This window comes from Mesonia algae, from assembly GCF_003253545.1.
GTDB lineage: Bacteria > Bacteroidota > Bacteroidia > Flavobacteriales > Flavobacteriaceae > Mesonia > Mesonia algae.
On the sequence record NZ_QKYV01000005.1, the window covers coordinates 47034 to 69531 of the forward strand.

Here is a 22498-nt window from a genome sequence, read left to right on the forward strand (position 1 = left end):
ATGAAAAATATAAAAAACATATTAACGATAGCAGGGGCGGTTGCCGTGGCCGGAATAGGAATACAAGGAGTGAGCTCGGTTTCAAAAGAAGAGAAAGTACAAGTTGAGAAAACCAATATAGACCCAGATAAGGTGGTACAAGATTATAATATTTATGCTCTGCCTATTCCAGAAAATTTAAATTTCGCAGGAGAAAGAGTGCCTACAGAAAACCCTGATATAAAAGAGAGAATGGATAGAGAATTGCTGGTAAACACCTATTGGCAATCTAATGGTTTGTTGCTTATAAAAAGAGCTCATAAGTATTTTCCAATCATCGAACCTATTTTAAAAAAATACGGAATTCCTGAAGATTTTAAATATTTAGCTGTAGCGGAAAGCGGACTTACGCAAGTTGTTTCTCCAGCAGGAGCAACTGGTTTTTGGCAAATTATGAAATCTACAGCAAAAGAATATGGGTTAGAAGTAAACGATAATGTAGATGAACGTTATCATATAGAAAAATCTACCATAGCAGCTTGTAAATATTTATTAGAGTCAAAAAAGAAATTTGATAGTTGGACATTAGCTGCAGCAGCTTACAATGCAGGCAACTATGGGATTACTAGACAGCAAGACCGTCAAGACGTTCACGAATATTACGATTTGCTTTTAAATGCAGAAACCGGTAGATATGTATTTAGAATATTAGCATTAAAAACCATACTTGATAATCCAGAAAACTACGGATTCAACTTTACGGAAGATAATTTATATAAAACTCTTTCAGTTAAAGAAGTGAAGGTAGATACTGCAGTTACCGACTTTGCTAAGTTTGCAAAAGAATTTGGAATCAATTATAAGATTTTAAAAATTCATAATCCTTGGTTAAGAGAAGCACACCTTAATAACAAATCTAGAAAAGCTTACCGAATAGAAATTCCCGAAAAAGGAACATATACTTATAACCCATAAATGTTAGATTTTGTTCAAAACAATATATTTTTTACACTGCTTATCATTAACTATGTGATAGCAATTGGTACTGCATTTTTTATTATTTTAAATAATAGAAACCCTGTCACTACCGTCTCTTATATTTTATCGCTTATTGTTTTGCCATTTGTAGGTTTACTTATCTACTTTTTCTTTGGACAAGAGTATCGAAAAGATAAGATGTTTAAACGCCGAAAAGTTTTTAATAATGAAAAGGTAAAACAATGGGAGAAGAAATTATTACTAGGAGAGCAAGAGCTAGATAAGTATGAAGATAAATTTCTAGACAATCAAGTAAATATTGTTAAACTGCTTCAACATAATCAAAAGAAACCACTCACCTTCGGGAATGATGTAAAAATTTTGATTAACGGAGAGAAGAAGTTTGAATCTCTTTTTAAAGATTTAGAAAAAGCGAAAGATCATATTCATTTAGAATATTATATTCTTAATTCAGATAATATCGGACTTCAGCTTATTGATATTCTTTGTAAAAAGGCTCAAGAGGGAATTTATGTTAGAGTTATCTATGATTATGTAGGAAGTGACCTTAGCGGAAAACAAGTAAAACGCATGCAATCTTGCGGAATAGAGATTTTCCCATTTATGCCTGTTTGGTTTCCTAATTTAACTAGAAAACTGAATTATAGAGATCATCGTAAAATTGTAATCATTGATGGAACGTTAGGTTATGTAGGAGGTGTAAATGTGTCTGATGATTATGTAAACCCATGTGAAAAAGGTTACTGGCGTGACACGCATCTCCGTATTGAAGGAAATGCTATAAAATCTCTACAATCACACTTTTTATTGAATTGGAATTTTGTGAGTAAACAAGAGATAAAAATAATTGATCCCTTTTTTCCTCAAATGGATAATTGCGGTGAAGTGGCTGTCCAAATCGCTGCTAGTGGACCAGACTCTAGTTGGCCACATATTATGGAAGCTATTTTTACAGCGATCAATTCCGCTAAGGAAAGTATTTATATCACCACTCCTTATTTTATACCCAACGAACAAATTTTAACATCCCTAAAAACTGCTAGTAGGAGAGGGGTTAAGGTAAGAATTCTAGTTCCTAAAGAAGGGGATTCTTGGGCCGCAAAGTATGCTACTAATTCGTATGTGTTAGATATTTTAGAATCTGGAATTCAGGTATACCATTACTGTAAAGGGATGGTGCACGCAAAAACAATGGTGGTAGATGGAGAATTTACAACCGTGGGAACTTCTAATATGGATTATCGTAGTTTTGAGATCAATTTTGAGGTAAATGCATTGGTATATAATAAAGAAATCAGTCAGCAGTTAATTCGCATTTTTAAAAACGATGTAGAGCATTGTGATAAAGTTTCATTAGAACAGTGGAAAGAAAGAGATTTTTCTGAAAAACTAAAAGAATCATTTTGTAGACTTTGGGCGCCTTTGCTTTAGTTAATTTAAAGTAAAGGGCATAGAAGATAACAACTCTTCTTCGTGAGCTAAAATTTCAGAAATACCAGATGAAAGATTGTTGAAGTTGAGGTTATAAGATTTCTCAAAAGGATCTGTAAAAGGAAGTTTTGCTGTACGATCTATATGAATTATTTTTTTATCTGAACCTATATAAAATGTGGTAGGGAAACCTAATGAATGTTTCATAGTCTTTACAATATAGGCATCTTTATTCTTCAATTCATCTACATATACAATATCAATATATCCTTTATAATCAGAAATTACTTCTTTCACATTTTTCTTTTCGTCCCAAAAAAGCACAATAAAATCTATTTTATCTTTATATTTTTTTGCTAGTTCATTAAGTGCAGGGATCTCACCTTTCCCTGGTACGCACCAAGAAGCATAAGTGGTTAAATAAATAGGTTTTTTATAATCGTTAAAGCACTTTTTTGCTTTGCCGATACAATTGATATTGAAGTTATCTATATAGGTTCCAGAGAGGTGATTTTTCACTAAAGAATCAAACAAGAACTCAGCATATTGAGCATTATCATTTCGGTAAGCTTTTTTTGCCTTCTTCTTGTATTTAGGTATATGAATTCCTACAGCTTCAGAAAAATAGACTTTTCTACCTTGTCCGAAAACCGAATAGCTAATTAAGAAAATAAATAGAAATGGTAGAAATAATTTCATACGCTTTTCTTTTATGTTTTCTTAAAAATACATAAAAAAATCCCGAAAAATCGGGATTAGTTGTTAAATAAATAACTTTTATATTTGTTTTTGTGAAATATATTATATTTTTTTCATTTGCTGCTTCATCATTTTAATTTGATCAGCAAGCATATTATGCTTATCTGCATTCTTTGCTTCTTTCAAATACATTTGTGCTTCTCTTTTCCTTCTTTTAGTCATAGAAATTCCTGCCAAATTAAGTTTAGCCATTGCTAAATCTTGACTCATAGAAAGACCAAGCTTGATTGCTTTTTTGAAGTACTTCTCAGCTTTAGTAATATTCTTTTGTGAGTACATTAACCCGTGTAAGTACCAGTAATAACCTTGTTGCTTAGTAACTAAAGCAGCTTCTGGATTTTTTATTTTATCTAACCATTTTTTTGCTCCCTCAAAATCTTGTTTTCTTAAGCGCATAAACGCTAACAAAATCATTTCGTTTTTAAAATATAAGAAGATAAAAATAGCGGCAAGGAGTATAAAACAAATTCCGTTTCCTATATTTCCTTCAATAAATTGATAAACTGCAAAAGCAAAAGTGGCTACTGCTAAAACGAGTTTTATATTTTTGTTATACATATTGTTTTTTTAAGAAGCGCAAAGGTATAAAAGAAATGAAAATTTTGAGTAATTATTTTATAAGGATTCTTAAAGTAGGCTAACTTTAAACGGGTTTATAACAAACAGGTAAAATTTCGGTAGGATTAATGCGGTAACGGTCAATTTCTCCTTTACTGAGTTGATCGGCAAGAAGTATTTGTTTTACCACAAAACCTTTTTCTTCTAGCTTTTTAAAGTAATCTTTTCCGTAAATTCTCACGTGGTCATATTGACCAAATATTTTAGCTCTTTCTTTAGGATCGGTAATACTATCGTCTTCAAAAGTTTTAGCTCTATTTAAATCTTGGGGTACTTGCAAAATTGCGAAACCATTAGGTTTTAAAATACGGTAGAGTTCTTGCATTGCCAAGTCATCATCTGGGATATGTTCTAACACATGATTGCAGAAAATCACATCGTAACTATTACCTTTAAATGGAAGTTTGCAGATATCAGCTTTAACATCAGCAAGCGGTGAATTTAAATCTGTAGTTGTATAATCCAGATGCTCCATATTCCTGAATCGTTTATAAAAGGCTTGCTCGGGAGCAAAATGAAGCATTTTTCTAGGTTGTGTAAAAAAATCGGTTTGTTGTTCCAAATACAACCACAGTAACCTATGTCTTTCTAGAGAGAGGGTAGAAGGAGATAAAACATTAGGGCGTTGAGTAACATATCCATAAGGAAGAAAAGTAGAAAAACTTTTTTTGTCTATAGGATCTATATATTTTTTCCCGCGGAGTGCAGTAGCTAAAATAGGTCTAGCAACATAACTCAATTTTATAAGTAAAGGTCTTGGTATGTGGTTAAGAATAAACCGGAATCCTTTTTTAATCATACTTTTATGTCGGCCCAGTTTTCTCCAGTTTTAATACGATGAAGCTGCATTTCTGAAACTCCAAATTGTTTAGCTAAAACTTTTAATCTTGTTCGTCTATTAGGATCTAATAACTTTTTCTTTAAAATAGTAGCTTGGGCGTAACTTAATTTAGCGAAGCTTCTACTTTTATTCTTTCTTTTAGCAATAACCTTAGGGTTTTTATCTTGATGACGCTCCCATTCTTTTCGGTTAACCCATTGAAGGTTATTTAGATTATTATCTGTCTTATCATAATTTTTATGAATGACAAAAAGAGCATCTTCAGGTTTTTCTTGAAATGCTTTTGCGATTAATTTATGGGTGTAGAAATTATTTCTTTTACCATTCTTTAATCTTGTATTGAAAATAGGGTAGCCATTAATAGTGCTTCCCTTTAAAATTTTTCCGTGCTTACTTTTTACAAAGTTCATTACACGACCTTTGCTAGAAAGGGCTACTTCATAACCTTCTGCCCAGTTTTCTTCGTAGTAAAATTTCCACTCCTCTAATAAATTATTATTGAGGTAAAAACTTTCTTTATTTTTTAAACTCTCTTTCTTCATCATTTTCAATTCCTAACGATTCATAAATATATTCAAACGTTGATAGTAGTTGTGGCTTACCATCTATTAATGCTACATCATGCTCAAAATGAGCACTAGGCTTTCCGTCACGAGTAAGGATTGTCCAGCCGTCTTTAAGTTGTTTAATGCTTTTAGTACCCATATTAATCATAGGTTCTATTGCGACAACCATACCTTCAACAAATTTCTTACCTCTTCCTCTTTTTCCGTAGTTGGGCATTTCTGGATCTTCATGCATGGTTCTACCTAAACCGTGGCCTACCAATTCTCTTACTACTCCGTAACCATGGTCCTCGGCGTGTTTTTGAATAGCATAACCTACATCACCAACACGGTTACCTATTTTAAATTCTTTTATTCCTTTATAGAGTGATTCTTTGGTCACTCTTAATAATTCAGATGTTTCTTTGTCTACCTCTCCAACAGGAAACGTGTAAGCATGATCTCCATAAAAACCATTTTTTATAGCTCCACAATCTATAGAAATGATATCTCCTTCTTGCAAAGGCTGGTCATTTGGGATTCCATGAACAACTTGAGCATTGGGGCTCATGCATAATGAATTAGGGAAATCGTAAAGACCTAAAAAACCAGGAATAGCACCTTCAGATCTTATAAAATCTTCCGCAAGTTTATCTAGTTGTAAAGTGGTAACTCCAGGTTTTACTTCTTTAGCAATCATTCCTAAGGTTTTAGAAACTACTAAAGCACTTTCTCTCATTAATTCAATTTCTTCGCTATTTTTTGGTATAATCATATGCTTTTATTTGAGAAAGGAAAATAAACCTTTCTTTTTTGTAGGCTTTAAATGTTCTGGTTCTTCGTTTATTATTTGCTGATATATTTCTCCCCATCCTAAAAGACCTCCTATATTTCTATCATCAATAAAGACATCTGCATTGATCTTTCTACTTACTCTAGGGTCAAATTCTTCTTCAGGAAAACTTTGATTGACTGCGTAGAATTTAATCCCTCGCTCTTCGCAAAAAGCAACGGCATCATCCAGTTCTTTTCCGTAACGGTAGGTCCAGAGAATTAACCGATGTCCTATTTCTTCTATCTTTTTTAAAGTTTCGAAAGCAAAGATCATAGGTTCTCCTATTTTAGGGTATTTATTTTCTACAATAGTTCCGTCAAAATCTACGGCTATCAATAAAGATTTACTGTTTTTCATAAGTAATTAATCTGCGTAACTATTTTTATAAGGCTGATCGGTTACAATATTTAAAATATCTTCTTCTAAAGTTTCTTGTGGAAACTCAACGAATCTATTTATTTCTTTTCCATTTTTATCTATAAATATAATGGTAGGTACAAACTGTATGTCGTAGTTTTTTTCGTAACCTTGCGTGGTAGTTTTACTTCTATCTACTGCAATTACTTCAAGTTGATCTTGGTTATAATCAATTTTATCAAGTAAACTATAAAGTTTTGGAATTTCTCTTCGACTATCTGAACACCAAATACCCATAAAAACCTTAATTTTATACTCGTCGATGTTTCTATTGATTTTTTCTACAATTTCTTCTTCTGGCTCGTAGGCTTCATATCCAGGCGTAAACCACTCTTTTAGATTTCCAGATTTGAAGTCTTCTTCTGTAATTTTTCCTGAATAATTATTGTCTTGCGGAGTTAACTCTGAAGTTGAAACAACGGTATTTTGAGTAGTAGTATTAGTTGATGTTTTTTCTTGAGCTTTACAAGAAATTAGAGTTAACAGCGCAACTAAAAAGGTGAATGTTACTTTCATATCAAAAGGCTTTTTTGAGTCATTAACTCGGGTTTATCAATATTCATAAGATCTAGAATAGTAGGAGCAATATCCCCTAAAATACCATTTTTAATTTTTTTGTTTTCAGAAGAAATCAAAATAACGGGAACAGGATTCGTGGTGTGTGCGGTATTCATCGATCCATCTTCATTTTTCATTTTCTCGCTATTTCCATGATCAGCTAAAATAATAAAGTTGTAATTTTCTTTTCCGGCTTCAACTATTCTCTTTAAGCAGGCATCTACAGTTTCACAAGCTTTAATTGCAGCTTCAAAAACCCCTGTATGACCCACCATATCTGGGTTGGCGAAATTAATACAAAAAAAGTCTTTATCGTTATCTTCAATCTTATCAACTAACTTATCTGTAAGTTCAATCGCACTCATCTCGGGTTTTAGATCATAAGTGGCAACTTTAGGAGAGTGAACAAGAATTCGTTCTTCTCCCTTAAATGGAACTTCTCTTCCGCCAGAGAAAAAGAAAGTAACATGAGGGTATTTCTCTGTTTCGGCAGCTCTTACTTGAGTTTTTCCTACATATTCTAGGGTTTCTCCTAACGTAGCATTAATGTTTTTTTTATTAAAAACAACATTAATATTGGAGAAGGTATTGTCGTAATTTGTCATCGTTACAAAGTACAACGGAAGTTTCTTTAAATTGTATTCAGTAATATCTTCTTGTGAAAGAACTTGAGTAAGTTGACGTCCTCTATCTGTTCTAAAGTTAAAGAAGATTACGACATCTCCTTTTTCTATCGTATGAGTTTTACCTTGAGTATTCACCAAAATTGGTTCTAAAAACTCATCGGTAATTCCGTTATTATAACTTTTTTGAATATGATTTACTACAGAAGATGTTTCTTCTCCAACGCCGTGAACTAATAAATCATACGCTTTTTTTGTTCTCTCCCAGCGGTTATCACGATCCATTGCATAATATCTTCCCACAACCGATGCTAGAGTACTTTGAGTTTCTTCTAAAGAATTTTCGATTTCTTCTATAAAACCTAAACCAGATTTTGGATCTACATCTCTACCGTCTGTAAAAGCATGAATGTACTTATCTTTTACGCCAAATTCATTAGCAGCTTCTAATAAACCTTTTAGGTGATTAATGTGAGAATGCACACCACCGTCACTAACTAAGCCAATAAAATGGATAGGTTTTTTATGATTTACAGCATAATCAAAAGCTTGTTCTAAAACAGGTTCTGTAGATAATGACTTATGTTCTACAGCTCTATTTATTTTTGCTAGATCTTGGTAAACTATTCTTCCAGCGCCTAGATTAAGGTGTCCAACTTCACTATTTCCCATTTGCCCGTGAGGCAGCCCCACGTGTTCTCCATCGGTTCTCAATAAAGCATGCGGATGGTTTTTATATAAAGAGTCTATAAATGGGGTGCTAGCTTGGTCTACAGCAGATACACTTTTATCTTTTGTCTCACCCCAGCCATCTAAAATGACTAAAATAGCTTTGTTCGACATGATATTGTTTTGCAGCAAAGTTAAAGAAGTTAGCTATCTTTTTTTTATAAAGTTATGCTAAATTTCCTTTACTGAAGTAATGCTGGGTTAATATCAAAAATATTGTCGTTTTTATAACGGTCTATAAAAGCTGTACTTAAAAAATTTCTTCCTTTAAGATTGGTATCGTTGGTTATAATTTTATGAATATCAATTTTTTGATAAGCCTTTAACATAGGTAAAGCAATTTTCCGATAAGAAAAATGCCAAGGCTCTGGGTAGAAGCCTTTTCGGTTAGGGTTATTAGTATACACTATATAAAATCCAAATTTTTCACTATGTTCATTTAACCACATTTTCATTTTATAATATACACCTTCTAATTCATAATTTTTAGGAAGTAAAACGTTCTTAGGATGAGTAGCGTTAGCATCGATAATATCAATATCGGTGCCCCAATGATGTCTAGAAGTTCCTGGAATAGTAGAGTATTCAATAATCTTATTAATGGCTTCTATTTCACTTAATCCTTGATGGGTGAAGCGAGTAAACTTAGCATTAAAAATTTGTTTTTGACGTTTGTAACCACGATAAGCAGATACAATTTGAATGTTAATATTTTCTTTCTTCGCAGCAGCTTGCATTTTTATAAATGCTTCATTTACTTCTTTTCTAACTAGATAACCATTGCCGTAAAATTTAGTATTGGCTTTACCGGTAAGTTCTTCAATGGTAAATTCTTCGGAATCTAATGAGTTCCAAAAAGATAGAGGAAGCAAACTTGCGCTTGCTGTAAGAACACTTTTATTTATAAAACTTCTTCTGTTCATAAACTTTTATACATAAGAAAATGTGGACCAACATCTTCAATTATAAATACATTTCCCTTTATTGAAAACCCAAATTTTTGATAAAAGCCAACAGCAATTTCTCTGGCGTTGAACCATAAGATTTTGTAGTTCTGTGATTTTGCAATTTGTATAGCTTTTTCTAGCAATAAGTTACCTAATTGTTTTTTTTGATAATCGGGTAACACTGCCATTCCGCGTAAGCGTAATTGAGAATTTTTAAATGAAAAATCTGGATGATCATCAATCATTAAAGTAGCAATGCCTGCTAAAACATTATTAAAATAGACGCCCAAATGAATTGTCGAGTTGTCATCATCGCCAGGCATTTTGCAAAATTCTAAAGCTTTACCATCTCTTAAAACTTTTTGCCGTATAGGAAGAACTGTATTGCTTTCTACTTCTTTAATCTGAATATTCAACAAATTAAGCTTTTAGTTTTTGATACTCTTCGTTTTCATCAAATTTTACTTCGGCAAAAGGACAAAGCGGATCTATTTTAAAATTATTCTCTTTAGCATAATTTACCGTATGATCTAATAATTTTGAAGCTAAACCTTTACCTTCTTCTCCTTTTTTAGTTTCGGTATGATCAATTACTAAAATATTATTGTCTTTTTTAATGTAGGTAAGTTCAGAGAGTATTCCATTATCATCTTCAAGGTAAAACATACCGTTAGTTTGGTTTTCTTTATGTTTAATTGATTGGCTCATAGGGAGAAACTGTTTTGTGGTTGAAAATAATTTCTAACTTTAAAATTAAAATTATTTTATGAATGTAACTTATTGTATTTAAAAATTAATTGAATTCTTTAAAAAAAATAAATTTTTATTTGTTTAGAACTAAAGATATATACTATATTTGCCTCCGCAATGCGGGAGTAGCTCAGTTGGTAGAGCGTCAGCCTTCCAAGCTGAATGTCGCCAGTTCGAACCTGGTCTCCCGCTCAAAAGCCTCTTTTTTAAGAGGCTTTTTTTATTTTAAAAAATTGAAAGCCCTGTAAGTGTAGTCAATTCTTCTAAAGCTCGCATTCCTTTTTCTGAATTCCCTTTTTCATTTAATAATGGGCTCCAAACTGCTACCGCGTACTGATGAGGGTGTATGGCTACAATGCCTCCACCAACACCACTTTTACCTGGTAGACCTACTCTAAAGCTAAACTCTCCAGCTTCATCATAAAAACCACAAGTCTGCATAATAGCGTTTATGCGTTTGGTGCTATTAGATTTTATTGCTTTTTCTTCAGTTCCCATAATTCTTCCTTCGTTAGCAAAAATCATAAATGCTTTTGCTAATTGGTGGCAAGACATAGATATAGAACATTGGTAAAAGTAAAAATCTAAAATATCATCTACATCGTTATTTATATTCCCTAAGGCTTTCATGTAATTTACCAAAGCAATATTTCTATATCCGTGTTTTTTCTCAGAACTCGCTACTTTTTCATCGTAATGAATATCATCGTCTTGAGCAATTAATCTCACAAAATCTAATAAGTCTTTTTTGGGATTATCTAAGCAACTGACTAATATGTCGGCAATGACTAAAGCACCTGCATTAATAAAAGGGTTTCTAGGAATTCCTTTTTCTTTTTCTAATTGCGTTAAAGAGTTAAAAGGATCTCCAGAAGGTTCTACATCTACACGCTTCCAGATTTTGCTTCCATGTTTTTTAGCTAATGCAAGGCTAAAAACTTTAGAAATACTTTGTATAGAAAATTTTTCATCACTGTTACCAAATGAATAATCCCCACCATCGATACAATGTAGGTGCATTCCAAACTTATCGGAAGGTACAAATGCAAGTTCAGGAATATAATCTGCTACTTTTCCTTCATCTTCAAAAGATTCAAGTTCTTTTTCTATAATATTAAGAATTGCTTGATAATCCATTATGATAAATCTTTAAAAGAATAATTAGGCTCAACTTCTATAGGATCTCTTTGCGGAATAAACACGCGAGCTTTTAAACCTCCTTTTAAAAGAATATCATTGTTTTTTATTCGTAACCAACTTCCTTCCCTTAAACCAACTACTGGAGTTTTTTGAAGGTTTTGAAACTCTTTTATTCTAGTTTCTCGAGTTTCTCCCTTATGTGTTGAAGAAGGATCAGGATCTAAGTAATGCGGATTAATATTAAACGGAAATAGCCCTAGCGTTTTAAAAGAAGGAGGGTGCACAATTGGCATGTCGTTAGTGGTATTCATTGTTTTTCCACAAATATTACTGCCCGCACTTGTGCCCAAATAAGCACATCCGCTTTTCACTTTTTCGCTCAAAATTTGCATCACATCTTTTTGATAAAGTTGCGATACTAATAAGAATGTATTACCGCCACCTGTAAAAATAGCTTCAGCGTTTTTAATGGCTGTTTTAGGATCTTCTTTTTGGTGAATTCCTACAACATTTATATTTAAAAAACGAAGTCCATCTTGAGCTTTCTGAGTATACTCATCATGAGTTAAACCTCCTGGTCTTGCATAAGGAATAAAAATAATTTCATTTACTCCTTTAAATAATTCCGTTAAGGCATCGGGGAAATAACCAAGGTAATCACTTCCGTGAACGGTAGAAGTACTGGCGATAATACAATTCATATATGGTATTTTTTATGTAAATTTATAGTATTGAAAACCTACAAAAAAGAATTATACACTTTTTAAGTTTTCTATAAGATTTACCCTAATCAAAAAAGTTATGAAAAAAAGACTTCTTCTATTAATTGTTTTACTGAATTTAACTGCTTTACAGGCACAAATAGAAAATCGAGTATTTATTAAAGGCCAAGTGAGTGTAGATAGCTATATGGATGCTGGCGATATAAATATTTATAACATGAATACAACCGAAGGTGCAGCTACTAACAAATACGGGGAGTTTATATTAAAAGTGGGTTTAGATGACCGTCTTTTAGTTTCTTCTATTCAATACCAAGAATTTATCGTCGTGGTAGACGAAGGTGTGCTTAAAAATAAAACTATAAATATAAAAATTAGTGAGGCGGTTAATGAGCTTGAGGAAGTTACGGTAAGACCTTATGACCTTTCAGGTAATGTACAGGCCGATGTTGCTAAAATAGAAACTGTAGACGCAGGAAGACCAGAATTATCTTCTTTAGAAATGGTCAACACGTATGATTATAAATTTACAGATGATAAAAATTCTAAAGTCGAAAATATTTCTATAGATAAAGGATATTTAACCAATGGTCTAAATTTCGCAAATATGTTTAGAGCTATTTTTACTGATAAGAATGGTAGTGATGATGCCAATACAGAAGAAATAGATGTAGCGATAAGAAAAGTTTACAACGACGATTTTTTTAAACGTAATCTAGATATAAAAAAAGAAAATATAAACGAGTTTATCTACTATACTCAAGAGAATGGTTTAAATCAAAAGATGTTAGAAAAAGGTAATGAATTAGATCTTATTGAGTTTTTAATTGAAAAAAGTAAAACCTATAAATTGCAACAACAACAGAAGTAGGCTGTCTTTAAAATAGAGCCAATTTCTTTTTATGCAAAAAAACTACTTCATTATTATATTTTTTCTTGTCGGGTTATTTTATAGCAATGCACAAGAATTTTCAGGGACTATTGTAGCCGATTCTATTGCAGAGATTCAAGTGAATATTGTGAATTACAATAATGGTCTGGGGACGGTAAACTCAAAATCTGGGAAATTTTCTATTCCCGCCAAAGTGGGAGATAAGGTAATTTTTTCTTCTGTAAAATATGAACCTTATACGGTAGAGATTACTCAAAAAATATTAGAAAAAGAGAACCACCAAATTATTCTTTTTTTGATGGTTAACGAGTTAGAAGAAGTCAATATATCATCTTTAACTTTAACAGGAGATTTACTCGCAGATGCTAATAATATGGATTTAGAACCTTCTTTAAGCGCTAGAGATTTAGGTTTGCCCGTACGAACAGCTCCAAGATTAACTGTTGAAGAAAGAAGACTTTATACGGCGGCTTCTGGAGGACCCGTTGGAGTTTTAATAGATGTGCTTAGCGGAAGAATGGAAATGCTAAAACGTCAAAAAGAATATGCCGATTTAGAGCAGCTCATCGCTAAAAGCGAAAGTTTAGTCCCTAATAATTTTTTTGAAGAAACCCTCAATATTAATCCTACTTGGATTGATGATTTTTTGTATTTCTGCTCCCAGCAAGAAAATTTTAAATCAACTGTAAATAAAAACGACGCATTTGTAATGATCGAATTTTTTCAGCAACAAGTGACTGCTTACCATAAATTTAAAAATGAAAGTCCTTAAACTAATCACTTATTGCATCTTATTTTCTAATGCAATGTGGTCTCAAGAAAAAAACCTGAAAGGACAAATAATAGCCGATTCCATTGCATTTAGAGAGGTAAATGTGGTCAATTTAAATTCAAAGCAAGGAACTGTCAATCTTAAAAACGGTTATTTTGAAATTTCCGCGAAAACGGGAGATACTATATTTTTTTCTTCCTTACAATATGAGCCTCACCAAATAACCGTCGTAGCGGAAGACTTTACGGAAGTGAAAAATGTTTATTTACATCCCTTGATAAATGAGTTGGAGGGAGTTAATCTTTCTAACGTAGATTTGACTGGTTTTTTAAATAAAGATGTAGAAGTTATAGAGACTCAAAGGTATTATAATGCTTCTAGTTTAGGCTTTCCTGTAATTAAAAATAGATCTACTTTAGCTGAAAGGAGATTGTATACTGCGGGTAATCAATTAATTTGGTCAAAACCTACTACTGTACCCAACCTTACAATATCTGTAGATAGGGTAATGAATGAAATTTCGGGTAAAATGGCTATGCTCCGTCGTCAACGAAGTAATGAAATTGAAAAAATGTCTTTAGAAAAAGCCTATTCAATTTTCAATAGTAAATTTTATACTGATGAACTCGACATCTCAGAAAATTTAATCGAGGATTTTTTATATTTCTGTGTTACTTTTAAAAGCTTTTCAAGACTTATTGAACAGGAAAAGAAAACTTTAGATTTAATTGAATTTTTAATTGAAAAATCGACAGCATATAAAGTATTCAAAGAATTGGATAATGAGCAGAATTGAGCTTTTTACAATCACGTTGATTTTTCTACTTATCTCAAGTTTTACTTGGGCACAAGAAGAGAACTTTTCTGGTAAAATTATAGCCGATTCAATTGCATATAGAGAAATAAATGTGGTTAACCTTAACTCTAAACAAGGAACTGTTAATCAGAAAAACGGTTATTTTGAAATTTCCGCGAAAGCGGGAGATACTATATTTTTTTCTTCCTTGCAATATGAGCCTCATCAAATAACCGTCGTAGCGGAAGACTCTACGAAAGTGAAAAAGATTTACTTACTTCCATTAATTAACGAATTAGAAGAGGTAAAAGTTTCTAATATTAATTTAACGGGTTTATTAAGTAAAGATGTAGAAGCTATAGAAACTCAGCCTTATTTAGACGCTTCAAATTTTGGTTTGCCTGTGGTAAAAAATAGATCGACATTGGCACAGCGTAGGGTATACACCGCTACAACTTCGGGAGGAGGAATTATTCCTTTAGATCCTATCATCAATTATTTTTCTGGTAGGTTAGCGATGGTTTATCGTCAACGGGATTATGAAATAGAAAAAAGTTTAATGGAAAAAGCTTATTATATATTTCCATTAGATTTTTATACCCAAGAACTTCAGGTTCCAGAGAATTTAGTGGAAGATTTTCTATATTATTGTGCTACTTTTAAACCTTTTCCAGATCTAATAGTCAAAGAAATGCAAACCTTAGATTTAGTTCAGTTTTTAAAGCAAAAGTCTGTAGACTATATAAAGTTCAAAGAAATTAATAATGAATCACCTTAAAAAAATCATTTTTTTATTTTTAGTTTGTTCGTGTTTATCCTTTAAAGGAACACATAAATTTTATCTAAGCGTTACCGATGCAGCTTATGTAGAGAAATCGTCTTCGGTTCAAATTATTACTCGACTTTTTGTAGATGATTTTCAAAAATTGCTTCAAACTCGATATGACAAGAATGTTCAATTATTGAGAGGGCAAGATTTAGCTAAAAATAATGCGTATATTCAGCAATATTTTAATAAAAAATTAAAAATAAACATTCAAAATAAAGATCTTAAGCTCAATTTTATAGGAAAACGCTATGAAGATGATCTTATAATTTGTTATTTTGAAATTGAGGGTGTAAAAAACTTCTCTTCCGTAGAAATCACCAATCTTTTGTTAACCGATTTATTTGAGGAACAAAAAAATTTAGTGCATTTTGAAAAAGGAGGAGAAACAGAATCTCTTATGTTGGTGAAAGAAAAACCAACAGGTACTATTGAATTTAATTAACCATCACTACTAATATAAACTTTATTTCATGAACATGAAAAATTTACACAGAGTAATGACCTTCATTTTTGCGATGGCAAGCGTTGTTGTCTTTGCTCAAGAAGAGCCTACAGAAAAAGAGCCGCAACAAGGGCACCAAAACACCAATAAGTTTAGACAGTTATACCAAGAGTTTTCTACTCCTAACCAGTATAGAACCGCGTCTGGAGCTCCTGGTCCTGCATATTATCAAAATACGGCAGACTATGAGATGGATATCACTTTAGATGATAAAAATCAAAAATTATACGGAGAAGAAACTATTACATATACTAATAATTCTCCAGATCACTTAGAATACTTATGGGTTCAACTAGATCAAAATGTAAGAGCAAAGGATAGCAAGTCTCAATTGCGTAATGGTAATGGTATTGCTGCAGTTAACCAAACAGGACGTTTTGTTTCTCAATTTGTAGATGAACCTTTTGATGGTGGTTTTAATATTGAAAAAGTAACTCAAAATGGTTCTCCTTTAAAATATACGATCAATCAAACCATGATGCGTGTAGATCTTCCTGAGGCTTTGGAGCCAGGAGACGATATAGAGTTTTCTATAAAATGGTGGTATAATATTAACGATCACGTAGTAAATAGAGGACGTTCTGGATATGAGTTTTTTGAAAAAGATGGAAACTACGCTTACGTAATAGCACAGTTTTTTCCACGAATGGCAGTATATAATGATGTAGAAGGTTGGCAAAATTATCAATTTTGGGGAAGCGGAGAGTTTGCTTTACCTTTTGGAGATTATAATGTAAAAATTACCGTTCCTGCAGATCATGTTTTAGATGCAACGGGGAAATTAGAAAATAGAAAAGAAGTGTTTTCTAAGAAAATGATGGATCGTTACGAACAAGCAAAAAAATCTTTTGATAAGCCTGTTCTTATTGTAACTCAAGAGGAAGCAGAAAAAGCAGAAAAAGGAGCTTCTAATAAAACTAAAACTTGGGAGTTTGAAGCTAAAATGGTAAGAGATTTTGCATTTACAACTTCTAGAAAGTATATCTGGGATATGCAAAATGTAAAAGTAGGAAGTCGTGAAGTAATGGCGGTTTCTTTATATCCTAAAGAAGGTAACCCGCTATGGGAAGAGTATTCTACCAAGGCTGTTGCACATACTTTAACAAGTTATAGCGATATGACTTTTGATTATCCATACCATAAAGCAATTTCTGTACACGCTAAAAATCAAGGGATGGAATACCCTATGATTTGCTGGAATTATGGTCGTCCAAATGAAGATGGTACTTATAGTGACCGTACTAAATTCGGAATGATAAGCGTAATTATTCACGAGGTGGGTCACAACTTTTTCCCTATGATCGTAAATAGTGATGAACGTCAATGGGGTTGGATGGACGAAGGAATAAATACCTTTGTTCAGTTTGTTTCAGAGCAGGAATTTGGAAAAAAACATCCAGAAGCTGTTGCGCCATTAGACAACTACCCTTCAAGAAGAGGAGACCCAGCAAAAATCACTAGTTATATGAAAGGTAACCAGGATTTTATTTCACCAATTATGAGTAATCCAGAGCAAGTTTACCAATTAGGGAATAACGCTTATGGTAAGCCAGCGACCGCTCTTAATATCTTAAGAGAAACGGTAATGGGTAAAGAATTGTTTGATCACGCTTTTAAAACTTATTCAAGAAGATGGATGTTTAAACACCCAACTCCAGAAGATTTCTTTAGAACTATGGAAGATGCTTCAGGGGTAGATTTAGATTGGTATTGGAGAGGTTGGTTTTATACTACAGACTTCGTAGACATAGGAATTGAAGAGGTTAACTCTTATTATGTTACAGATCAACCTACAAAAGCAGGAAAAGAAATGTTAAAGCGTTATGGAGTTGAAGATGCTTCTCAAATAGATGCTTTATATGTGGTAGAAGAGGGAAGTGAGGAATTTAAGCCAGAAATGAAAAACAAATCTGCTTTAGAAAATGCTCCTAAGCTTAAAACGTTTATGATGGATAACTTTACGGAACAAGAGCGTCAAAATATGAATGTTCCTAAGCATTTCTATCAAATTAAATTTAATAAACCAGGAGGTTTAGTAATGCCACTTATTGTAGAATATAAGTATAAAGATGGTACTTCAGAAAGAATTAATTATCCAGCACAAATCTGGAGAAAGAATGATAAAGAAGTAACTCGAGTGTTGGCAACAAATAAAGAGTTAGCATCTATTGTAGTAGATCCAGATATGGAAACTGCAGATGTGAATACTTCAAATAACTCTTGGCCACAGGAAGAGAAGCCAAATGAGTTTGAAAAATTTAAAAAAGAAAAGACAAAAGGATAATATTCAACCTATTTAATTTTTAAGCTGACTTTAACGAGTCAGCTTTTTTTTTCATGTTATATTTGTGGTATGCAAATGATTCCATTATTTATTAGTGGTGCTGAGATAGCTTTTATCGTATTTATACTGGTAATGGTGTTTGGTGCCGATAAAATACCCGAAATCGCACGTGGATTAGGGAAAGGTATGCGTACAGTTAGAGATGCTACCAATGATATTAAATCAGAAATTACTTCTAATGCCGATAAACACTTTGGTGATATGGGAGGCAAGAATGTAAAGGAAGAAGTTGATAAGGTAAAAGATGAAATAGAAGAAATTACAGGTTCTGTGAGTAGAAAGCGATAAGCATTTATGATAGGACAAATTAAACAATGGGATCGAGATCTTTTTATATATCTTAACGGATTAGGAGTAGAGCGATTTGATGCTTTTTGGATATTTGTTACACAAGAAGAAACCTGGATTCCTTTATATATTTTGCTTGCTATCTTAATTATCCTTTCTCATAAAGGAAAAAACATTCTTATAGGCTTAATTTCTTTTTTAGCCAGTTTCGCTATAACATTTGGGCTAACACGAATTATCAAGGCCACTATAGCTAGAGCAAGACCTAATAATGTAGATCAATTTCAAGAAGTTATTCGAATATTACAAGAGCCTACTTATTATAGCTTTGTTTCAGGACACACTTCAACTTCTGTAGCAATTACAACTTTCGTAGTATTAGCCTTAAGAAAAAAATGGAAATGGGTTTATATATTCTACTTATGGCCATTTTTATTTGCCACAAGTAGGGTCTACGTGGGAGTACATTACCCAAGCGACTTAATTGGAGGTGCAATTGTAGGCTTAGTTTGTGCTTTTTTTGTTTATTACTTCTACAGAAAACTTATCGATACTAATTTAAAGAACCCTAGTAACGGTTAACCCATCTCTAATGGGAAGTAAAACAGTTTCTACGCGTGGGTCTTCATTGATTTTTTTGTTATAATGAAGTAAAGCCTTAGTATCATTATCTCCTTTTTTTACAGACTCTACTATTTTTCCACTCCACAATACATTATCAGATAAAATAACTCCTCCAGATTTCATTTTCGGTAAAATAATATCAAAATAATTAGGGTAGTTTTGTTTATCTGCATCAATAAAAACTAAGTCAAACTCTACATCTATTTGCGGTATAATCTCAAGAGCATTTCCTACATACTGGTGAATTTGCTTGCCCCAAGGTGATAAATCAAAATACTTACGTTGAAAATCCTCTAATTCCTCATTTTTATCGATGGTGTACAAATTACCTTCGGTTTGCATTCCTTCCGCTAAGCATAAAGCTGAATATCCTGTATATGTACCTATTTCGAGAATGCTTTTAGGACGAATTAGTTTAGCCAACATGCTTAAAACTCTCCCCTGAAAGTGACCGCTTAGCATTCGCGGTTGTAATATTTTTTGAAAAGTTTCTCTTTGTAGTTTTTGCAATAACTCTGGCTCTTGTTGAGAGTGTTGCTCTACATATTGATTAATATCTTCTGGTAAAAAATGCATTAGCTTAAAATACGTTTTACTAATTTATCTTTTGCTGCTTGATCATCCCCACACAGCCACTGTATTACATTATCTTCCCAAATATCATCGCATTGATCTTTGGTTAAAATTTTTCTCTCTACGGCTAAATCTAAAATCTTACCTGGATAAGATGATTGTGGAGCACTATCCATTTCTCCTAACGGATAAGGATCATCTAAGCCTGCAATAATTTGTTTTGGTTTTTGATTTTCTACCAATAATTTTAAAGAACCTGTATCATGAACCAAGGTGTCAAAAAAGATATTTTTATGACCTACTGATTTACGAGGGTGAGTTTTTCCTTCAAACAAGTCAGATCTTCCATCAAAACCCTGTATTCTTCTACCTAAGTTAATTTGTGCTAATTGTCCGCCGTGAGCAAAACAAACACGCATATTTGGGTATTTATCTGGATAACCATTCAAAGTTAAAAAATGATAAGCATCTGCACATTGAGCTAGCATCCAAATTAAATGAAAACGCCACGAAGTGTTTTCTAATAAAATAAATTTCTCTCCGTCATACGGATGTATTTCTACAGCCAAATTATACTTAGATGCCATTTCGAAAATGGGTTCATTCTCCTCATCAAAAATACAACGCCAAGTTCCAATACTATCCATATAATGCGTAGGGAGACACAGCAATTGCAAGCCTAGCTCTTCTACACAACGTTCAATTTCCCATAATGCGCCACGAACAAAGCCAGGATGTACTACAAATCCACATGTAAATTTAGAAGGATGATCCTGCTGCACTTTAGCGTTAAAATCGTTTTGAAAACGCAATGCTTTTTTCATTTCTTCTACGCGCAAACCATTTCCGTAAAGTTGTGATAGGTTTAGCACCACAGCGTGATCTATATCGTAACGATCCATCCATTCTAACTTTTCATCTAAAAAGAAACTAGAATCGGTTACCGGTCTTTTCCAGTTTTTTTGAAGCATAAATTTACGCTCCTCATCTACCCAAAAAATTTCTTTTTCTTTCATGAAAGCAGGAATTTCATGTGGGTAAGGTAGTAAGTGGGAATGGCCGTTAATTCTAAGTCTTTTTTTCATAGGGATGGTTGGTTTTTGGTAATTAGTGGTTATTCAGCTGCGTATTGAATGCATATATTTTTTGGTTCAGTAAAAAACTCTAGGGCTTCAAAGCCGCCTTCGCGACCAACGCCACTGTCTTTTACTCCGCCAAATGGAGTTCTTAAATCTCGGTTAAGCCAGGTGTTTACCCAGACGATTCCAGCTTCAAGTTGATTGCTAAGTCTCATCGTACGATTAAGATCATTAGTCCAAACCGTGGCCGATAATCCGTAACGAACATCATTGGCTAAAGCTAAGGCTTCTTTTTCAGAAGAGAAAGGCATCAAAGTAACAACTGGGCCAAAAATTTCTTGCTGATTAAGTGCGCAACGATTACTTTTTACCTCGATAACTGTAGGCTCTAAGTAATAGCCTTGCTCGTGATCTTCTACTTCAACTTTATTTCCTCCACATAAAATAGTGGCATCTTGTTGAGGTGCGTCTTGAATGTATTTATATACTTTTTCTAAATGTTCTTTAGAAACTAAAGCTCCCAAATTGCTCGATGCCTCGGAAGGAGGACCGACTTTTAATTTTTTTACTTCAGCAACAAAATCAGTTTTAAATTGTTCGTACATGCTTTCTTCTACAAAAATTCTGCTTCCGCAAAGACAAATTTGACCTTGATTAGCAAAAGAAGATTTAATTGTGGTCTGAAGCATTTTATCATAGTCACAATCGGCAAAAATGAGATTGGGATTTTTTCCGCCCAATTCTAGAGATAATTTTTTGAACATAGGAGCTGCAGTTCTAGCAATCATCTCTCCAGTTTTTGTTCCGCCAGTAAAAGAAATGGCTTTAATTTGTGGATGCTCTACAATAGCTTGTCCTGTATCTGGTCCCGTACCGTGAACAATATTTAAAACTCCTTCTGGTAAACTAGTTTCTTTACAAATTTCACTTAATAGATAAGCAGTCATGGGTGTAACCTCACTTGGTTTAGCTACTACACAGTTTCCTGCAGCTAAAGCTGGAGCTATTTTCCACGAAAATAAATATAACGGAAGATTCCAAGGTGAAATACAGCCTACGATGCCAAGAGGTTTTTTTAAGGTAAAGTTGATGCTGTTGGTGCCCACAGTTTCGTGAGATTTACTAGCAAATTGTGTGATCGCTTGCGCATAAAATCTAAAATTGCTTATAGCTCTAGGAATGTCAATAGCTAATGCTAAGCTTAGAGGTTTCCCGTTATCTAGAGATTCTGCTTCTGCGAAAGCGATAAGGTTTTCTTCAATTTTATCGGCAATTTCGTGTAATGTTTTACTGCGTTGTTCTATGGTGAATTGTGACCAAACAGGGAAAGCGTTTTTTGCTTCTTCTACAGCTTGCTCTACATCTTTAGAGTTACTAGCGGGAATTCTAGAATAAACCTCACCTTTAGCAGGATTATAATTGTCTAGCCAGCTTCCATCTATAGGATTTTGTAATTTGCCACCAATAAAATTTTTAATGTCCTGCATAAGCTTGTTTTTTATATGCCATGACTTTAATTTCTATCAATAAATGTGGATGTGGTAATTGATGAACGGCTACAGTAGTTCTAGTAGGACCCGTTGCAGGTTCAAAAAATTCACCATAAGTTTCGTTGTAACCTTTAAAATCGTTCATGTTGACTAAGAAAGTGGTCACGTCTACTACATCTTTTAAACTAGCGCCTTCTTGTTGCAAAATACTATCAATATTCTCTAAAACGGCAGCGGTTTGTTTTTTTATATCTAAGTTGGTGGTTCCCATTTCATCTACCTCTACACCCTCAAAAGTATTATCTGCACGACGAGAGCTGGTGCCAGAAACAAAAATAAAATCGCCTACTCTTTTAACGTGTGGATACTTTCCTCTTGGTGTAGCTTTTCCTTCAATTACTTTTCCTTCCATGATA

The 22498-nt window shown here is 33.1% G+C and carries 27 protein-coding genes and 1 tRNA gene; 11 read left to right on the top strand and 17 right to left on the bottom strand.

Translation table 11 applies throughout. The annotated features are described in order from the left end of the window. Both LX95_RS09435 and cls read left to right on the top strand, forming a co-directional pair. A complete protein-coding gene (locus tag LX95_RS09435) occupies positions 1 to 954 on the top strand; it encodes a lytic transglycosylase domain-containing protein (RefSeq protein ID WP_111541208.1) in 954 nt (317 codons plus the stop codon). After that, positions 955 to 2409 (top strand): cardiolipin synthase, encoded by a 1455-nt coding sequence (gene cls / locus LX95_RS09440; RefSeq protein ID WP_111541209.1) that lies wholly within the window; start codon positions 955 to 957, stop codon positions 2407 to 2409. Here cls and LX95_RS09445 read toward each other — a convergent pair whose 3' ends face one another. The 11 genes from LX95_RS09445 to LX95_RS09495 form a co-directional block, all read right to left on the bottom strand. Next, positions 2410 to 3108 (bottom strand): TlpA family protein disulfide reductase, encoded by a 699-nt coding sequence (locus LX95_RS09445; RefSeq protein ID WP_111541210.1) that lies wholly within the window; start codon positions 3106 to 3108, stop codon positions 2410 to 2412. A 102-nt stretch (positions 3109 to 3210) separates the two neighbouring features. Then, positions 3211 to 3726, bottom strand: a complete 516-nt coding sequence (locus tag LX95_RS09450; RefSeq protein WP_111541211.1) for an SEL1-like repeat protein — start codon at positions 3724 to 3726, stop codon at positions 3211 to 3213. Between the two features lie 85 nt (positions 3727 to 3811). Further along, a complete protein-coding gene (locus LX95_RS09455; protein WP_111541439.1) occupies positions 3812 to 4582 on the bottom strand; it encodes a class I SAM-dependent methyltransferase in 771 nt (256 codons plus the stop codon). Next, positions 4582 to 5169, bottom strand: coding sequence for an HNH endonuclease (locus LX95_RS09460; RefSeq protein WP_111541212.1), 588 nt, complete (start codon positions 5167 to 5169; stop codon positions 4582 to 4584). The genes LX95_RS09455 and LX95_RS09460 overlap by 1 nt, the downstream gene beginning before the upstream one ends. Then, positions 5144 to 5947, bottom strand: coding sequence for a type I methionyl aminopeptidase (map, locus tag LX95_RS09465; RefSeq protein ID WP_111541213.1), 804 nt, complete (start codon positions 5945 to 5947; stop codon positions 5144 to 5146). Before map ends, LX95_RS09460 begins: the two co-directional genes overlap by 26 nt. A 6-nt stretch (positions 5948 to 5953) precedes the next feature. Next, positions 5954 to 6364: a BT0820 family HAD-type phosphatase gene (locus LX95_RS09470; protein ID WP_111541214.1), complete on the bottom strand. Its 411-nt coding sequence runs from the start codon at positions 6362 to 6364 to the stop codon at positions 5954 to 5956. A 6-nt stretch (positions 6365 to 6370) separates the two neighbouring features. After that, positions 6371 to 6940 (bottom strand): TlpA family protein disulfide reductase, encoded by a 570-nt coding sequence (locus LX95_RS09475; protein ID WP_111541215.1) that lies wholly within the window; start codon positions 6938 to 6940, stop codon positions 6371 to 6373. Then, a complete protein-coding gene (gene gpmI / locus LX95_RS09480; RefSeq protein ID WP_111541216.1) occupies positions 6937 to 8448 on the bottom strand; it encodes a 2,3-bisphosphoglycerate-independent phosphoglycerate mutase in 1512 nt (503 codons plus the stop codon). Before gpmI ends, LX95_RS09475 begins: the two co-directional genes overlap by 4 nt. A 68-nt stretch (positions 8449 to 8516) precedes the next feature. Then, the gene (locus LX95_RS09485; RefSeq protein WP_111541217.1) at positions 8517 to 9257 is read right to left on the bottom strand and encodes a M15 family metallopeptidase; all 741 of its coding nucleotides are present in this window, start codon (positions 9255 to 9257) and stop codon (positions 8517 to 8519) included. Next, positions 9254 to 9697: a GNAT family N-acetyltransferase gene (locus LX95_RS09490; protein WP_146240773.1), complete on the bottom strand. Its 444-nt coding sequence runs from the start codon at positions 9695 to 9697 to the stop codon at positions 9254 to 9256. The genes LX95_RS09485 and LX95_RS09490 overlap by 4 nt, the downstream gene beginning before the upstream one ends. A 4-nt stretch (positions 9698 to 9701) precedes the next feature. Continuing rightward, positions 9702 to 9989, bottom strand: coding sequence for a GNAT family N-acetyltransferase (locus LX95_RS09495; RefSeq protein ID WP_111541219.1), 288 nt, complete (start codon positions 9987 to 9989; stop codon positions 9702 to 9704). Between the two features lie 161 nt (positions 9990 to 10150). Between LX95_RS09495 and LX95_RS09500 the strand changes: the two genes are divergently transcribed. Beyond that, a tRNA-Gly gene (locus LX95_RS09500) sits at positions 10151 to 10223 on the top strand. A gap of 33 nt (positions 10224 to 10256) precedes the next feature. On the opposite strand, the gene LX95_RS09505 is transcribed toward LX95_RS09500, so the two are convergent. Both LX95_RS09505 and pepE read right to left on the bottom strand, forming a co-directional pair. Continuing rightward, positions 10257 to 11168, bottom strand: coding sequence for a glutaminase (locus LX95_RS09505; RefSeq protein ID WP_111541220.1), 912 nt, complete (start codon positions 11166 to 11168; stop codon positions 10257 to 10259). After that, the gene (pepE, locus tag LX95_RS09510; protein WP_111541221.1) at positions 11168 to 11872 is read right to left on the bottom strand and encodes a dipeptidase PepE; all 705 of its coding nucleotides are present in this window, start codon (positions 11870 to 11872) and stop codon (positions 11168 to 11170) included. Before pepE ends, LX95_RS09505 begins: the two co-directional genes overlap by 1 nt. Positions 11873 to 11972: 100 nt before the next feature. Here pepE and LX95_RS09515 point away from each other — a divergent pair, with 100 nt between their 5' ends. The 8 genes from LX95_RS09515 (at position 11973) to LX95_RS09550 (ending at position 18898) form a co-directional block, all read left to right on the top strand. Further along, positions 11973 to 12764, top strand: coding sequence for a peptidase associated/transthyretin-like domain-containing protein (locus LX95_RS09515; protein WP_111541222.1), 792 nt, complete (start codon positions 11973 to 11975; stop codon positions 12762 to 12764). A 31-nt stretch (positions 12765 to 12795) separates the two neighbouring features. After that, on the top strand, positions 12796 to 13557 hold the full coding sequence (locus LX95_RS09520) for a peptidase associated/transthyretin-like domain-containing protein (RefSeq protein ID WP_111541223.1): 762 nt from the start codon (positions 12796 to 12798) through the stop codon (positions 13555 to 13557). Then, positions 13544 to 14353 carry a peptidase associated/transthyretin-like domain-containing protein gene (locus LX95_RS09525; RefSeq protein WP_111541224.1) on the top strand — a complete coding sequence of 270 codons (810 nt, stop codon included), beginning with the start codon at positions 13544 to 13546 and terminating at the stop codon, positions 14351 to 14353. The genes LX95_RS09520 and LX95_RS09525 overlap by 14 nt, the downstream gene beginning before the upstream one ends. Further along, complete coding sequence (locus LX95_RS09530; RefSeq protein WP_111541225.1) at positions 14340 to 15131, top strand: peptidase associated/transthyretin-like domain-containing protein; 792 nt, start codon at positions 14340 to 14342, stop codon at positions 15129 to 15131. The genes LX95_RS09525 and LX95_RS09530 overlap by 14 nt, the downstream gene beginning before the upstream one ends. Continuing rightward, positions 15118 to 15624: a DUF6702 family protein gene (locus LX95_RS09535; RefSeq protein ID WP_111541226.1), complete on the top strand. Its 507-nt coding sequence runs from the start codon at positions 15118 to 15120 to the stop codon at positions 15622 to 15624. Before LX95_RS09530 ends, LX95_RS09535 begins: the two co-directional genes overlap by 14 nt. 34 nt (positions 15625 to 15658) lie before the next feature. Beyond that, positions 15659 to 17968: a M1 family metallopeptidase gene (locus LX95_RS09540; protein WP_111541440.1), complete on the top strand. Its 2310-nt coding sequence runs from the start codon at positions 15659 to 15661 to the stop codon at positions 17966 to 17968. A 69-nt stretch (positions 17969 to 18037) separates the two neighbouring features. Next, a complete protein-coding gene (locus LX95_RS09545; protein ID WP_111541227.1) occupies positions 18038 to 18316 on the top strand; it encodes a Sec-independent protein translocase subunit TatA/TatB in 279 nt (92 codons plus the stop codon). 6 nt (positions 18317 to 18322) lie between these two features. Then, positions 18323 to 18898 carry a phosphatase PAP2 family protein gene (locus tag LX95_RS09550; RefSeq protein ID WP_111541228.1) on the top strand — a complete coding sequence of 192 codons (576 nt, stop codon included), beginning with the start codon at positions 18323 to 18325 and terminating at the stop codon, positions 18896 to 18898. Here LX95_RS09550 and LX95_RS09555 read toward each other — a convergent pair. From LX95_RS09555 to LX95_RS09570, 4 genes are read right to left on the bottom strand one after another with little or no spacing between them, the layout of a single operon-like run. Beyond that, positions 18875 to 19516: an O-methyltransferase gene (locus LX95_RS09555; protein WP_111541229.1), complete on the bottom strand. Its 642-nt coding sequence runs from the start codon at positions 19514 to 19516 to the stop codon at positions 18875 to 18877. The genes LX95_RS09550 and LX95_RS09555 overlap by 24 nt on opposite strands. Further along, positions 19516 to 20598 (bottom strand): amidohydrolase family protein, encoded by a 1083-nt coding sequence (locus LX95_RS09560; protein WP_111541230.1) that lies wholly within the window; start codon positions 20596 to 20598, stop codon positions 19516 to 19518. Before LX95_RS09560 ends, LX95_RS09555 begins: the two co-directional genes overlap by 1 nt. Positions 20599 to 20627: 29 nt before the next feature. Further along, positions 20628 to 22079 (bottom strand): aldehyde dehydrogenase, encoded by a 1452-nt coding sequence (locus tag LX95_RS09565; RefSeq protein WP_111541231.1) that lies wholly within the window; start codon positions 22077 to 22079, stop codon positions 20628 to 20630. Further along, positions 22066 to 22494 (bottom strand): RidA family protein, encoded by a 429-nt coding sequence (locus tag LX95_RS09570; RefSeq protein WP_111541441.1) that lies wholly within the window; start codon positions 22492 to 22494, stop codon positions 22066 to 22068. The genes LX95_RS09565 and LX95_RS09570 overlap by 14 nt, the downstream gene beginning before the upstream one ends. Positions 22495 to 22498: the final 4 nt, after the last annotated feature.

Bases quoted from the DNA above. Each gene is read 5' to 3' on its own strand.
- LX95_RS09565 (WP_111541231.1), bottom strand. From the start codon at position 22,079: ATGCAGGACATTAAAAATTTTATTGGTGGCAAATTACAAAATCCTATA.
- LX95_RS09555 (WP_111541229.1), bottom strand. From the start codon at position 19,516: ATGCATTTTTTACCAGAAGATATTAATCAATATGTAGAGCAACACTCT.
- LX95_RS09520 (WP_111541223.1), top strand. From the start codon at position 12,796: ATGCAAAAAAACTACTTCATTATTATATTTTTTCTTGTCGGGTTATTT.
- LX95_RS09530 (WP_111541225.1), top strand. From the start codon at position 14,340: ATGAGCAGAATTGAGCTTTTTACAATCACGTTGATTTTTCTACTTATC.
- LX95_RS09450 (WP_111541211.1), bottom strand. From the start codon at position 3,726: ATGTATAACAAAAATATAAAACTCGTTTTAGCAGTAGCCACTTTTGCT.
- LX95_RS09495 (WP_111541219.1), bottom strand. From the start codon at position 9,989: ATGAGCCAATCAATTAAACATAAAGAAAACCAAACTAACGGTATGTTT.
- LX95_RS09560 (WP_111541230.1), bottom strand. From the start codon at position 20,598: ATGAAAAAAAGACTTAGAATTAACGGCCATTCCCACTTACTACCTTAC.
- LX95_RS09475 (WP_111541215.1), bottom strand. From the start codon at position 6,940: ATGAAAGTAACATTCACCTTTTTAGTTGCGCTGTTAACTCTAATTTCT.
- cls (WP_111541209.1), top strand. From the start codon at position 955: ATGTTAGATTTTGTTCAAAACAATATATTTTTTACACTGCTTATCATT.
- LX95_RS09505 (WP_111541220.1), bottom strand. From the start codon at position 11,168: ATGGATTATCAAGCAATTCTTAATATTATAGAAAAAGAACTTGAATCT.
- LX95_RS09535 (WP_111541226.1), top strand. From the start codon at position 15,118: ATGAATCACCTTAAAAAAATCATTTTTTTATTTTTAGTTTGTTCGTGT.
- LX95_RS09570 (WP_111541441.1), bottom strand. From the start codon at position 22,494: ATGGAAGGAAAAGTAATTGAAGGAAAAGCTACACCAAGAGGAAAGTAT.
- LX95_RS09435 (WP_111541208.1), top strand. From the start codon at position 1: ATGAAAAATATAAAAAACATATTAACGATAGCAGGGGCGGTTGCCGTG.
- gpmI (WP_111541216.1), bottom strand. From the start codon at position 8,448: ATGTCGAACAAAGCTATTTTAGTCATTTTAGATGGCTGGGGTGAGACA.
- LX95_RS09485 (WP_111541217.1), bottom strand. From the start codon at position 9,257: ATGAACAGAAGAAGTTTTATAAATAAAAGTGTTCTTACAGCAAGCGCA.
- LX95_RS09525 (WP_111541224.1), top strand. From the start codon at position 13,544: ATGAAAGTCCTTAAACTAATCACTTATTGCATCTTATTTTCTAATGCA.
- LX95_RS09460 (WP_111541212.1), bottom strand. From the start codon at position 5,169: ATGAAGAAAGAGAGTTTAAAAAATAAAGAAAGTTTTTACCTCAATAAT.
- map (WP_111541213.1), bottom strand. From the start codon at position 5,947: ATGATTATACCAAAAAATAGCGAAGAAATTGAATTAATGAGAGAAAGT.
- pepE (WP_111541221.1), bottom strand. From the start codon at position 11,872: ATGAATTGTATTATCGCCAGTACTTCTACCGTTCACGGAAGTGATTAC.
- LX95_RS09540 (WP_111541440.1), top strand. From the start codon at position 15,659: ATGAAAAATTTACACAGAGTAATGACCTTCATTTTTGCGATGGCAAGC.
- LX95_RS09470 (WP_111541214.1), bottom strand. From the start codon at position 6,364: ATGAAAAACAGTAAATCTTTATTGATAGCCGTAGATTTTGACGGAACT.
- LX95_RS09515 (WP_111541222.1), top strand. From the start codon at position 11,973: ATGAAAAAAAGACTTCTTCTATTAATTGTTTTACTGAATTTAACTGCT.
- LX95_RS09545 (WP_111541227.1), top strand. From the start codon at position 18,038: ATGCAAATGATTCCATTATTTATTAGTGGTGCTGAGATAGCTTTTATC.
- LX95_RS09550 (WP_111541228.1), top strand. From the start codon at position 18,323: ATGATAGGACAAATTAAACAATGGGATCGAGATCTTTTTATATATCTT.
- LX95_RS09445 (WP_111541210.1), bottom strand. From the start codon at position 3,108: ATGAAATTATTTCTACCATTTCTATTTATTTTCTTAATTAGCTATTCG.